This window comes from Anaerozeibacter quisquiliarum (genome assembly GCF_051162045.1).
GTDB lineage: Bacteria > Bacillota > Clostridia > Christensenellales > Aristaeellaceae > Anaerozeibacter > Anaerozeibacter quisquiliarum.
In genome coordinates, this window is sequence record NZ_JBISDI010000011.1 from 97,073 (window position 1) to 109,814 (window position 12,742).

Genomic DNA, 12,742 nt, shown 5'->3' on the forward strand with positions numbered 1-12,742 from the left:
GTTTAAGCTGAAAAGCTTAACGATAGGGGCAACCCACAATATCTTTCATAGGAGGGATTCCGGAATGAAGTCGAAACGCGCGCTTTCCCTGTTGCTGATCCTGACGATGGTGCTCTCGCTTGCGGGTGTCGCATCGGCGGAGAAGGCCAAGGTCAACCTGTGGACGACCGGCTCTCAGAACGTTTCGGACATGTTCACCGCCTGCATCGCGGCCTACAACCAGTTGCCCGACGCCAAGGCCGAGGTCACGCTGCAGTTCATCCTGAGCGGCGCGGGCGATACCGCGCTGTATGACAGGCTCGGGGCCGCGTACAAGACCGGCCAGCAGGACTCGGGCTTTGACATCGTCGCCGAGAACAGCACGTCCCTCGCCCAGTACGTGGCCGCCGCCGGCAGCCCGGACCTGTTCGCCAACCTGGATTTTGACAAGATCCCGAACTACGCCAATGTAAAGATCAAGTCGGCGTTTGACAATGCCAAGGTCGTGCCCTACCGCGGCACCACGGTCGTGTTCGCCTACGACAGCGCGCGCGTTAAGGAGCCGCCCAAGACCTGGGCGGAGCTTACGCAGTGGATCAAGGACAACCCCGGCCGTTTTGCCTACAATCCGCCGGCGACCGGCGGCGCGGGTGCCAGCTTCGTGCGGACTGTGCTGTACAAGGACCAGCCCGTGGAAACCTGGGTCTCCTCCGACCCGGCCAACAAGGCCTTCTGGGAAGCGGGGTTCGACTACCTCAAGGAAATCCATCCCTCGCTGTATCAGTCGGGCGGCGGCACGCTGTATCCCAACAAGAACCAGGGCACGCTGGATCTTTTGATTAACAAGGAAGTAGACATCATCCCCGCCTGGGCCGACCAGGTGCTCTCCAACCTCGCCAGCGGCACGCTGCCCGAGACCGTGAAGATGATGCAGCTCGATCAGTCGCTCAGCGGCACCGACGTGGTGCTGGCCGTGCCCTCCATCGGCTCGAACGCCGAGGCCTGCTACGATTTCATCAACTTCATGATCAGCCCCGAGGCGCAGAAGATCTGCCTGGAGACCATGTACGCCATCCCGGTCATCGACCCGAGCGCGCTCGACAGCGACAAGAAGGACCTGGTCGCGGCGCTGGATGTGTCGAAGTTTGCGATCATGTCCATTGGCGGCTTGGACAAGGAGCTCAACGACAAGTGGGACAACGATATCGGGACGCTCGGATAGTAGCAATCTGACTTATGCTCCGGCGTGAAGGGAAGGGATGCCTTATGAAACCTCGGACTTGGAAGACCAACCTGTTCATCGCGCTGATGCTGCTCCCCGCGTTGACGGCGGCGCTGGGCATCATCGCGTACCCCATGCTGAACACGGTCTGGCGCAGCTTCCAGAAGGCGGAAGGCGGCTTCACGCTGGAGCACTATCAATTCCTGTTCACCGACCGCGTGGCGCTTGCCAACATCTGGTACACGTTCTGGATCACGGTGGTCACGGTGCTGCTGGCGATTGCGATCTCCTACCTGCTGGCGATGTACCTGCGCTTTTCGAACTCCCGGATCCGCAAGGTCATCTCCGCGCTGTATCTGCTGCCGCGCTTCGTGCCGGAGCTGGTCGCCATCTACGCGATGATGACGGTGGTGCGCGACTCCGGCTTCCTGAACCGCGTCTCGCAGCTGTTCGGCTTAAGCTTCAAGCCGGGCCTCCTGTACAACGCCAAGGGCATCGTCATGATGAACCTGTGGTTCAACATCGCGTTCGCCACGATGATTATCGTCGCCGCGCTGTCCTCGATACCCGACAGCATCATCGAAAGCGCGCGCGATGTGGGCGCGGGCAAGGTGAAGGTGTTCTTCAAGATGATCCTGCCGCTGTCGGTCAAGGACGTGATGATCGCCATGACCTTCATCTTCATGAGCAACATCTCGTCGTTCACCACGCCCTACCTGATCGGCCCGAACCACCCGATGATGCTGGGCGTGTACCTGCGCCGCCAGTTCCAGAGCAACATGAACTACGAGCTGTCCGCCGCGCTGTCGGTGGTGATCTTCCTGTTCTCGTCGATCTCCGCGATCGTTTACCTGTATACGAATTTGAAGCAAAAAGAGTGGGAGAAGACGGGGCTGTAGGAAGAGGTTTTGCAAGGGAAGGGGCTGCGGCGTCCGGCGCTGCAGCCCCTTGATGATCGCAGGGGCGACCTTTGGCCGCCCCTGCGCCCGCATCCGACATGCCCTTTATCGCATGCCTTCCAGCTCGTCCATCCTCGCCTTCAGCGATTCCAGTACGTGACGGTTGGCTTCCAATTTTTCGCGCTCGGTTTCGACCAGCGCCGGGGGGGCCTTCTTTAAGAAACCCTCATTCGCCAGCATGCCGGTGGCGCGGGCGATTTCCTTTTCCATGGCCGCGAGGTCCTTCGCCAGCCGCGCGAGCTCCTTGTCCAGGTCGACCAGCTCGCCCAGCGGCACGAACAGCTCGCAGGCGGCGGTGGCCGCGGAGGCGGCCTTGTCGGGGCTTGCGTCGTTCGCTGCGATCAGGCGCAGCTCACTGGCACCGGCCAGGCGCTTGAACCAGATTTCCGCGCCCGAGAGCGCCTCCGCCCAACCCTCGCGCGCTCGCAGGATCAGCGTCGCGCGCTTGCCGGGCGAGACGTTCATCTCGGCGCGCAGGTTGCGCACCGCGCGCACGACCTCCATGATGCCTTCCATCTTTACGGCGTCGTCCTCAAAGTCGAGCGCCGCGCACGCCTCGGGCCAGGGGGCGATCATGATCGACTCGGGCGCGCCCTCGCCATGCGGCAGGTGCCTGTACACCTCGTCGGTCAAAAACGGCATGAACGGGTGCAGCAGCTTCAAGACGCCCATCAGCACGTGATAGAGCACCGCCTGCGCCACGGCGCGCGCCTCCAGATCCTCGCCGTTTAGGCGCTGCTTGATCAGCTCGATGTACCAGTCGCACAGCGAGCTCCACGCGAAGTCGTAGATCTTGCCGGCGGCGAGGCCCAGCTCGTAGCCGTCGAGGTTTGCGCTCACCTCGCGCACCGCCTGCTGGTAGCGGGTCAGAATCCAGCGGTCGCTCAGGTCGAAGCGCGCGGGATCGATCGATTCGACCTCAGCGGGCGTGCCGGTGAGGTTCATCAGCGCGAAGCGCGAGGCGTTCCAGACCTTGTTGGCGAAGTTGCGGAAGCCCTCGACCTTCTCGTCCGAGAAGCGCACGTCGCTGCCGGGCGAGACGCCCATCGCGAGCGAGAAGCGCAGCGCGTCGCAGCCGTACTTCTCGATCACCTCGAGCGGATCGATGCCGTTGCCCAGGGACTTCGACATCTTGCGGCCCTGCGCGTCGCGCACCAGCCCGTGCAGCAGCACCGTGTCAAAAGGCAGCCGGCCCATCTGCTCAAGCCCGGAGAAGATCATGCGCGCGTCCCAGAAAAACAGGATGTCGTAGCCCGAGCACATGACCGAGGTGGGGAAGAAGTACTTGAGGTCTTCGGTGTCGTCGGGCCAGCCCAGCGTCGAGAACGGCCACAGCGCCGACGAGAACCAGGTGTCGAGCACGTCCTCGTCCTGGCGCATCTGAGAAGCGCACTTGGGGCAGCAATCGGGCGCGGTGCGCGCGACGACCATCTCGCCGCAATCGCAGTAGTAGGCCGGGATGCGGTGGCCCCACCACAGCTGGCGCGATATGCACCAATCGCGGATGTTGTCCATCCAGCTGAGATAGGTCTTGGTGAAGCGCTCGGGGATGAATTTCAGCTCGCCCGTGCGCGCGGCGTCGGCGGCGGGCTTCGCGAGCGGGGCCATCTTCACGAACCACTGGTCGCTGGTAAGCGGCTCCACGGTGTCGTGGCAGCGGTAGCACGCGCCCACGTTGTGCTTGAGCGGCTCCACCTTGACCAGGTACCCGCCGGCCTCGAGCAGCTCGAGCAGCTTTTTGCGGCATTCGAGGCGCGTCATGCCGGCGAACGCGCCCGCATGCTCGTTCATCGTGCCGTCGTCGTTGATCACGCGCAGCACGGGCAGGTGGTGCCGACGGCCCACCTCGAAGTCGTTCGGGTCGTGCGCCGGGGTCATCTTGACCGCGCCGGTGCCGAACTCGAGGTCCACGTAGTCGTCAAGCACCACCGGGATCTCGCGCCCGACGATCGGCAGCGTCACGGTCGCGCCCGCAAGGTGCCGGTAGCGCTCGTCGTTCGGGTTTACGGCCACGCCGGTGTCGCCCAGCATGGTCTCGGGCCGGGTGGTGGCCACCACCACGTCGCCCTTTGCGCCCGGATAGCGGATGTACCACAGGCTGGAATCCTGCTCCTCATACTCCACCTCGGCGTCCGACAGCGCGGTCTTGCAGGTGGTGCACCAGTTGATGATGCGGTTGCCGCGGTAGATCAGGCCCTTTTCGTACAGCCGCACGAACACCTCGACGACCGCCTTGTTGAGCCCCTCGTCCATGGTGAAGCGCTCGCGCGTCCAGTCGCAGGACGCGCCGAGCTGCCTGAGCTGCTTGACGATGCGCCCGCCGTACTGGTCGCGCCATTGCCAGGCGCGCTCGAGAAATTTCTCGCGCCCGAGCATCTGCTTGGTCACACCCTCGGCCTTGAGCGCGTCGATGATCTTGACCTCGGTGGCGATCGAGGCGTGGTCGGTGCCCGGCAGCCACAGCGTCGGCTCGCCCTTCATGCGGTGGTAGCGCGCCAGCACGTCCTGCGGCAGTTCGTCCATCGCGTGGCCCATGTGCAGCTGGCCGGTGATGTTGGGCGGCGGCATCATGATGACGAACGGCTTTTTACCCGGCACGCGCTCGGGCGTGAAATACCCCTTCGATTCCCAGTCGGCGTACAGCCGCGCCTCCACCGCCTGGGGTGAAAACACCTTGTCCATGTCCATCGCGCTCACTCCCTCAAATCAAAAGAGCGACCCATCCTCAAAGGACGAATCGCTCCGTGGTACCACCTTATTTCGCGGGTCATGCCCGCCTCGCGCGCTGTAAAGGGCGCACCCTCGCCGGGCTAATGACGTGCGCGTTCGCCCGACGGCCTCCAAAGCGACCTTCGACGCCTGCCCGCCGCGCGGCCTTTCAGCCGATGAACCGCGCTCTCTGAAGGGGACAGGGACGCCTACTCCTCTTTGTCGTTGGCCTATTTCGATACGCCATTATACCCGATCGCGCGGGCCGCGTCAACAAAGGGCCGATGATTTAACGAGGGCCAAAGAACCCGGTGTCGCCCTCCCGCAGGCGCACGACGGCCTCCGCGATGCGGTTTTGCGCGTCCTCGCCGGTCGCGCCCGATTGCACGTAGCGCACCACCGCCTCCTTGCCGGCGACGTCCAGCTTGCCGAAGTTGTCGATCGCCGCCGGCTCCTGTGCCAGCAGCATCCCGAGGCCCAGCGGCAGGTCGGGGCCTTCGGGGTTGGGACCGGTACCGATGAACGGTTGATTGTGCTCCATGAATGCCTCACTCCGTCACGATGATGATGCGCTCAGTATACCCAAGTTAGGCGATATCGATGCCCGCGCGCTGATTGAAACGCAATGGGAGAGGGTATCATATAGGCAGTTAGCCAGTGCTAATCGACGATGGGCGGGTACGGACGACCGGCCCACGATAAGAAGGAGAAGCATTATGTATAAGCAGATCACGTTGCCCTATGGATTTGAGGCGTTGGAGCCGCACATCGACACGCTGACGATGCAGACCCATTACTTGAAGCACCACGCGGCCTACACCAAGAACCTGAACGACGCCGCCGAGCAGGCGGGCATCTCCGGCCGTCCCATCGAGGAGGTGCTCTCGCGCCTTGCGGATATCCCGCAGGCGGTGCGCACGGTCGTGCGCAACAACGGCGGCGGTTTCTACAACCACAACTTGTACTTCGACCACCTGGCTCCGGCCTCGGACTTGCGGCCGACCGGAGCGCTGCTCGAGCGGATCGAGGCCACCTTCGGCGGCTTTGCCGACTTCAAGGAGCAGATCGGCAAGGCGGCGCTCGGGCAGTTCGGCTCGGGCTGGGCGTGGCTGGCGGCGGACGGCGCGGGCGCGCTCAAGATCATGGCCACCCCCAACCAGGATAACCCGCTGACCGAGACCGGCGGCGCGTGGCGGCCGATCTTCGGCATCGACGTGTGGGAGCACGCCTACTACCTCAAGTACAAGAACCTGCGCGGCGACTACATCAAGGCGCTGTTCGAGGTGGTGGACTGGGCAAAGGTCGCGCGGAATTATCAAGGTAAGCGCTGATTCAAGCACACGTGCGGTGGCGCGCTGAATTTTCGTCAGATTGCGCGAAGGCAGCCGCCTGCGCGCATGGGATTTGATCGGCGCTTACCTCGGCTGATGGTTTTGCACACGGGAACCACCCCGCCTGCGGGCGCCCCTCCAACGAGGGGAATAGGGAAGGGGCTGTCGCTGAGCGCGACAGCCCCTTCTGTACAACGGGCTTTACAGCACCACCGACGAGGTGTACTCGATCTTGATGGAATTGCCCTTGGTGCGCTGGAGCTTGGCCTTGTTGCCGTTGCCGTCCTCGAGCGACAGCTTCTCGAGCTCGTGCGCGTCGAAAAACGCCACCACGTCGCCCTCGACGAAACCGGCCCAGTTCACGCGCTTCTCGCCTTCGGGGTTGATCGCTTCCTCAAGCGTCTGGGGATTGCGGATGTTGTCAGACATATTGGCCTCCTGCGATTTGTTTGCGGCGCGCGGCCGCGAGATTCTTATAATAGCGCGTTCGCCTGCGTCAGGCAACCCGTTTTCTGTAAACTTGGCGCGACCGGGCGCGCACCTGATCATCTATGGGGCCTTTCCGCCCAGCCCCACAAGCAGCACCACGGCGAACACCGACACGACGCTCAGCAGCGTGCCGATCAGGTAGTATTCCGCGTTGATCTGCTTCTCCAGGTCTTTGAACCGGGCCACCGACTTTGCCGTCAACACAAACGCGATCGATCCGTATTGGCCGTTGATTAGCAGGAACAGGATGATGAGCCGCTCCAGGTAGCCGATCATGCGGCCTGAATGCGCCCTTTTCCCGGAATCGTTTGCCTTCTCGGCAATGCCTAAATCCCATATCTCTCCGCTCTCGATCAGGCAGCCCACGGGTTTGAGCACCGCCAACAATGCCACCAGCAGCGGCAGCACGCGAACCGGCAAGCCGTCCGGCGATCCGGCCGGGAATTCATGCGGCTTAAGGCTTCCGCCCAGCCACAGCCACAAAAGCAGCAGCGAGGCGATGTGCATACCCTGATCCAGGAGGAACGAATGGCGCTTGACGAACCCGTGCCGTGCGATGCGCGGCTTGAGCGCGTCAATCGCCAGGTGCGCAGCCCCGCCAAGCAGCGCGAGCCACAGGACCCGAAACCCTCCGTCTACGCAGCAACGCATCACGGTGACCATGCACACGCCGTAGATCAACCCGTGCCCGAGCAACGATGCCCGGTCGAAGCCCTTGCGCCCGGCCATCGCGGCGGACTGCAAATAGAAATCGCCCAGCACGTGCGCGAGCATCATCAGCAGCAGCACGTCATTTGCGGCAGATCTGCTCATCCTGCATCCCCTCGTATGTCGTCAAGTATTCCGTCAACCGGTTCCACGCCTCACGGTATGCGATGTAGTGCGCTGATTTCAGCTGTTTTGATACCGTGGAGCGGGAGACGCCAAGCAGCTGGGCCACCTGCTTCTGCTGCCCGGACGCCTTGTCCATGGCCCAGGCCATTTGACGCTGCCGCCCCGTCCAACCCTCGGTCAGTGCCGACAGCAAGCCCAGCATGCCGTCCAGCAATGGCTGCGCCGCGCCGTCCGCCTGAATCGCCACTTGCAGCCAATGCGAGCTCTTGTTCTTTTTCAATTGCTCGATGAGCGCGAAGGCGTCCTGGAATGCCGGGCCGTCGGCCTCGTTGCGATCGGCGCTCACCACGGTCAGCTCGCCGCACGCCGCGGCGATTCGCACGCGCGCATCGTCCGCCGCGCTGAACGCCTTGATGATCCGCTGCACGATTTCGGGCGCGCGACGCGGCGCGCGCAGCGCGCCTTCAAACGCGTCGCCGCGCACCATTCCGAAGCGCACAAGCACCTCGCTTGCGTATTCTCTGTTGATCCGTTCAAACGCCGCGTGCGCCGCGCTCAAGATCGCGTCGCGCGTCGCCGCGTCCTTGGTTCGTGACGCGATCATATCCCCGGCGATGACGCAGTACATGCCCATCTTCTCCCACCGTCCGCTTGACTTTCCGTGAGCATCATACACCCCAAAGCACCACCTGTCAACAAATTCGCCTTTTTGGGCTGATTTGGTCCGTGTTGCACGAATTCGGGAAACTAATTCGGTATTTTCGGAGGGTGGATCTCCGTCGCCTTCGCTGCCTGCCGGTGAAATCTTTGCGCAATGATTCACAAGCGCGCGCGTATGTGGTATAATGATCGGTGACGGATTTACCCGCATAGGCAAAAGGGAGGACGAATGATGCAGTACTCACATGAGATCGAGCAGATGATCTGCGTGGCGAAGGGTCCCAACCATGGGGCCGCGCCGATCCCCGAGGAGGGCCGCTGGGTACAGGCCAGGGAAGTCAAGGATATTTCGGGCCTGACGCATGGCGTGGGCTGGTGCGCGCCGCAGCAGGGCGCCTGCAAGCTGACGCTCAACGTAAAGGAGGGCGTCATCGAAGAGGCGCTGGTGGAGACCATCGGATGCTCGGGCATGACCCACTCCGCCGCGATGGCCAGCGAGATCCTGCCGGGCAAGACCATCCTCGAGGCGCTCAACACGGACCTCGTGTGCGACGCCATCAACACCGCGATGCGCGAGCTGTTCCTGCAGATCGTGTACGGGCGCACCCAGAGCGCTTTTTCCGAGGACGGGCTGCCCATCGGCGCCGGGCTCGAGGATCTGGGCAAGGGCCTTCGTTCTCAGGTGGGCACCATGTACGGCACCCGCTTAAAGGGCCCGCGCTACCTCGAAATGGCCGAGGGCTATGTCATTTCCATCGCGCTGGACGAGGACGATCAGGTGTGCGGCTACAAGTTCCTCTCCCTCGGCAAGATGATGGACCAAATCAAGAAGGGCGTGTCCCCGAACGAGGCGTATGAGAAGAACATCGGCACCTACGGCCGCTACGAGGGCGCGGCCAAGCACATCGACCCGCGCAAGCAGTAAGGAATAGAGGTGAAATCAATGATCCGTTTTGAAGGCTACGAGAGGCGTATCCATAAGGTTCAGCCGGTGCTCGAACAGTACGGCTTCAAGGATTTCGAGGCGACGCGCGAGTACACCCTCGGCAAGGGCGTCGATGTGGACGCGATCGTGCGCGGCATCCAGCCCATCGCGTTCGACAACGCGGTGTGGGCCTACACGCTGGGCGCGGCGATCGCCATGAAGAAAGGCGCGAAGAACGCCGCCGCCGCCGCCGAGGCGATCGGCGAGGGCCTGCAGGCCTTCTGCGTACCGGGCTCGGTGGCCGACCAGCGCAAGGTGGGCCTGGGCCACGGCAACCTGGCCGCGATGCTGCTGCGCGAAGAGACGCAGTGCTTCTGCTTCCTGGCCGGGCACGAGTCGTTTGCCGCCGCCGAGGGCGCGATCGGCATCGCGCGCAACGCCAACAAGGTGCGCAAGGCCCCGCTGCGCGTGATCCTGAACGGCCTGGGCAAGGACGCCGCCATGATTATCAGCCGCATCAACGGCTTCACCTACGTCGAGACCAAGTTCGACTACGCCTCGAGCGACCTCAAGGTCGTGCGCGAGAAGGCATACTCCGACGGCGAGCGCGCCAAGGTGCGCTGCTTCGGCGCGGACGACGTGCGCGAGGGCGTGGCCATCATGCACATGGAGAAGGTTGACGTGTCGATCACCGGCAACTCGACCAACCCCACCCGCTTCCAGCACCCGGTCGCCGGCACCTATAAAAAGGAGTGCACCGACCTCGGCAAGAAGTACTTCTCTGTGGCATCCGGCGGCGGCACCGGCCGCACGCTCCACCCCGACAACATGGCCGCCGGCCCCGCCTCCTACGGCATGACCGACACCATGGGCCGCATGCACTCCGACGCCCAGTTCGCGGGCAGCTCGTCGGTGCCGGCGCATGTCGAGATGATGGGTCTCATTGGCATGGGCAACAACCCCATGGTCGGCGCGACCGTGGCCGTCGCCGTGGCGATCGAGCAAAACGCGTAAATCCGTGTAATTTTTTGACAAACGGTTGCCAAGTGGGGCCTGGTGTGCTATAATTCATTTTACTGTGTAATTGATGCGAAGCGTTTGAGGGGGTTTTTAGCGCATGAGCGGCCTGCTGATTTTCATCTATATCCTGTTGATCCTGCTGGCGATTGTGCTGGTCGTGTCGGTATTGATGCAGGAGGGCAACCGCGCGGGCCTGGGCGCCATCAGCGGCGGCGCGGAGACCTTCTTTGGCAAGTCCAAGGCCAAGGGCGTGCAGGGCAAGCTGCAGCTGATTACCAAGATCGGCGCCGGCGCGTTTATCGTGCTCGCCATCGTGGCCACGCTGCTGACCGCGCGCCAGAGCGCGCCGCAGACGCCCGCCGTTGTGCCCGAAGAGGCTGTGGAAGTAGCCCCCGAGGCGACCGCCGAAGCGGAAGCCGCCCAGCCGGAGCAGACCGCCGCGCCGGAAGCCACCGAGGCCCCCGCGGCGACCGAGGCTCCCGCGGCGACCGAGGCCCCCGCGGTCACGACGGCCCCCGAGACCCAACCGGAAGCCACGCCCGCCGCGTAAGCGAGGCGCGTTATCCCACGCAATAGAAGCCCGGCCGACAGGCCGGGCTTTTTCATTTGCCCCCTTTTTCTTTCATCTGCTCCCTTATTTCTTTCGTTTGCTCCCCTATTTCTACCATTTGCCCGCTTGACATTGGCAAAATATTACAGTACAATGACAATGATGAATATTTTGATACAGAGGTGTGTTGAATGATGAGGAACACTGCGCGCGCGTTGGCGCTCATGCTGCTCGCTGCGCTGCTGCTCGCCTCTGCGGTACCGGCGGCGGCCGAAACCGATTGGCGCACGCTGTACCGGCAGGTGCTGGAACGGGGACGGGGTACGAAACAACTGGCCGCGCCGGTCGACCTGACCGGCGACGGCGTGCCCGAGCTGGCCGTGGTGTCGACCGACCGGTCAGGCGTGGCGTCGATCCAGCTGTACACGGTCTCAGGCGGCGCGGCAACGCCCATGAGCGTCGAGGGCAAGGGGCTGGGCCTCGATACATTCAAGCTGCCGGGCACGCGTACGGCCGGCATGCAGCTGCGCATGGGCGCGTCCGGGCAAGCGTGCCTGGCGGTGGGGCTGACAGCCTCGGTAAAGGGACAGACTGTAAACATGCGGCTGGGCCTGACGGGCGCGGGCGTCGTGCACGCCGCGCGCCGGGCCTCAAACGGCCAGCACCAATTGGACGGAAAGTCCGTGAGCGAAGCCCAACTGCTCAAGGGGCAGAAGGCGTTTGAGGCCGCGTACAAGAAGGTGGGCAACCTGCCGTCCGCCGCGTTCAGCGCGACCGCCAGCGCAAAGTCGCGCGCCAGCCGGGCAAACACGCTGATCAAGCGGTTTGTCTCCTTCTCCACGGCCAAGCGCGTCGGCCTGCCGAAGACCCAGGCTGCGCTGGGCGTGGGCGATAAGCTGACGCTCAAGGCGACCGTTTCCCCCGCCACGGCGGCGGCCGCGCTCAAGTGGAGCTCTTCTCATGATGCGGTCGCGACGGTCGCGGGCGGGGTGGTGACCGCGCACGCGCAGGGAACGGCGACGATCTATGCCGAGGCCGCCGGCGGCGCGAAGGCGTCGTGCCAGGTGACGGTCACCGGGGCCAAGATCACCGGCATCAAGCTGGGCCTGAAGACGTTGACGCTGGTCAAGGGCTCAAGCCACACGCTCACGGCCACGGTTCAGCCCAAGGGCGTGCAGGGCGCCGTTTCCTGGTCGAGCGGCAACCGATCGATCGCACTGGTGGATTCAAACGGCACCGTGCAGGCGGTGGGCGCGGGCCAGGCGACCATTACGGCCAAGACCGCGAATGGCCTGACGGCTTCCTGCAAGCTGGTGGTAATCAACCGCGAGCCGATGATCGTCGACATCTCCTCGCACAACTACATCAGCACCGCTGGCTGGGACTGGAAAAAGATCAAGCAGAACGTCGATCTGCTGATTCTTCGCTGCGGCGTGACGCGCGAAAAGACCCAGCCCGTCGGCCCAAGCATCGATGTGAAATTCGACGACTACGCCAAGAAGTGCAAACAATACGGCATTCCGTTCGGGGTATATTACTACGGCATGTGCTCGGACGTCGAGACCGCCAAGGCCGAGGCCAAGATCACCTGGGAGACCGCCGCCCCCTACGATCCGCTGTTCTACGTGTACGACGCGGAGGAGGCGCGCCTGACCAAGGCGATCATCGAGACCTACATCGCAGAGCTGAGAGATCTGGGCGCGAAGAAGGTCGGCGCCTACATCGCGCACCACCGCTACAACCAATACAAGGTAGACCTAAAGCTGCTGGACTTTGTCTGGATCCCCCACTATGGCAAGAACGAGGGCTGGCCGATGTCCAAGCCCAAGTTCCCCTGCGATCTGCACCAATACTCGAGCATGGGCCGGGTAGAGGGCTTCCCGGGCCGGGTAGACGTGAACCGGCTGACGGGAACGAAGTCGCTGGCGTGGTTTACGGCTCGCTGACGCGAGGGCCTCGAAAGCTTTCCGCCCGGTTGCCCGTTCGCCCGCTTCGCGGGCTCCGGGCGGCCGGGCGGAAAGCTTTCGAGGCCGTTTGGGTTACGGGGGAACGGGGCCGCCTGCT

At 63.5% G+C, this 12,742-nt stretch carries 12 protein-coding genes and 1 other annotated feature; of the genes, 7 read left to right on the plus strand and 5 right to left on the minus strand.

Annotated features, from left to right (window positions below):
- Window positions 1-64: 64 nt before the first annotated feature.
- Entirely contained in the window at window positions 65-1,201 is a 1,137-nt protein-coding gene (locus ACH6CV_RS06830) for an extracellular solute-binding protein (protein WP_456357429.1), read from the plus strand.
- Window positions 1,202-1,245: 44 nt separating this feature from the next.
- Entirely contained in the window at window positions 1,246-2,100 is an 855-nt protein-coding gene (locus ACH6CV_RS06835) for an ABC transporter permease (RefSeq protein ID WP_456357430.1), read from the plus strand.
- 105 nt (window positions 2,101-2,205) lie between these two features.
- Here ACH6CV_RS06835 and ACH6CV_RS06840 read toward each other — a convergent pair whose 3' ends face one another.
- Both ACH6CV_RS06840 and ACH6CV_RS06845 read right to left on the minus strand, forming a co-directional pair.
- Window positions 2,206-4,842 carry a valine--tRNA ligase gene (locus ACH6CV_RS06840; protein WP_456357444.1) on the minus strand — a complete coding sequence of 879 codons (2,637 nt, stop codon included), beginning with the start codon at window positions 4,840-4,842 and terminating at the stop codon, window positions 2,206-2,208.
- A gap of 43 nt (window positions 4,843-4,885) precedes the next feature.
- Window positions 4,886-5,104, minus strand: a binding site (T-box leader).
- Between the two features lie 54 nt (window positions 5,105-5,158).
- A complete protein-coding gene (locus tag ACH6CV_RS06845; protein WP_456357431.1) occupies window positions 5,159-5,410 on the minus strand; it encodes a hypothetical protein in 252 nt (83 codons plus the stop codon).
- Window positions 5,411-5,585: 175 nt separating this feature from the next.
- On the opposite strand from ACH6CV_RS06845, the gene ACH6CV_RS06850 reads away from it, so the two are divergent.
- Window positions 5,586-6,200, plus strand: a complete 615-nt coding sequence (locus ACH6CV_RS06850) for a superoxide dismutase (RefSeq protein ID WP_456357432.1) — start codon at window positions 5,586-5,588, stop codon at window positions 6,198-6,200.
- A gap of 201 nt (window positions 6,201-6,401) precedes the next feature.
- On the opposite strand, the gene ACH6CV_RS06855 is transcribed toward ACH6CV_RS06850, so the two are convergent.
- From ACH6CV_RS06855 to ACH6CV_RS06865, 3 genes are all read right to left on the minus strand, one after another.
- The gene (locus ACH6CV_RS06855; protein ID WP_456357433.1) at window positions 6,402-6,629 is read right to left on the minus strand and encodes a hypothetical protein; all 228 of its coding nucleotides are present in this window, start codon (window positions 6,627-6,629) and stop codon (window positions 6,402-6,404) included.
- 120 nt (window positions 6,630-6,749) lie between these two features.
- Window positions 6,750-7,502, minus strand: coding sequence for a DUF3307 domain-containing protein (locus tag ACH6CV_RS06860; RefSeq protein ID WP_456357434.1), 753 nt, complete (start codon window positions 7,500-7,502; stop codon window positions 6,750-6,752).
- Window positions 7,480-8,151, minus strand: coding sequence for a SatD family protein (locus ACH6CV_RS06865; protein WP_456357435.1), 672 nt, complete (start codon window positions 8,149-8,151; stop codon window positions 7,480-7,482). The genes ACH6CV_RS06860 and ACH6CV_RS06865 overlap by 23 nt, the downstream gene beginning before the upstream one ends.
- Window positions 8,152-8,415: 264 nt before the next feature.
- Here ACH6CV_RS06865 and ACH6CV_RS06870 point away from each other — a divergent pair, with 264 nt between their 5' ends.
- The 4 genes from ACH6CV_RS06870 (at window position 8,416) to ACH6CV_RS06885 (ending at window position 12,624) form a co-directional block, all read left to right on the plus strand.
- Entirely contained in the window at window positions 8,416-9,108 is a 693-nt protein-coding gene (locus tag ACH6CV_RS06870) for an iron-sulfur cluster assembly scaffold protein (RefSeq protein WP_456357436.1), read from the plus strand.
- An 18-nt stretch (window positions 9,109-9,126) separates the two neighbouring features.
- Window positions 9,127-10,122, plus strand: a complete 996-nt coding sequence (locus tag ACH6CV_RS06875; protein WP_456357437.1) for a GGGtGRT protein — start codon at window positions 9,127-9,129, stop codon at window positions 10,120-10,122.
- A 103-nt stretch (window positions 10,123-10,225) separates the two neighbouring features.
- Window positions 10,226-10,678, plus strand: coding sequence for a preprotein translocase subunit SecG (gene secG, locus ACH6CV_RS06880; protein ID WP_456357438.1), 453 nt, complete (start codon window positions 10,226-10,228; stop codon window positions 10,676-10,678).
- Between the two features lie 191 nt (window positions 10,679-10,869).
- Window positions 10,870-12,624 (plus strand): Ig-like domain-containing protein, encoded by a 1,755-nt coding sequence (locus ACH6CV_RS06885; protein WP_456357439.1) that lies wholly within the window; start codon window positions 10,870-10,872, stop codon window positions 12,622-12,624.
- The last annotated feature ends 118 nt before the right edge of the window (window positions 12,625-12,742 follow it).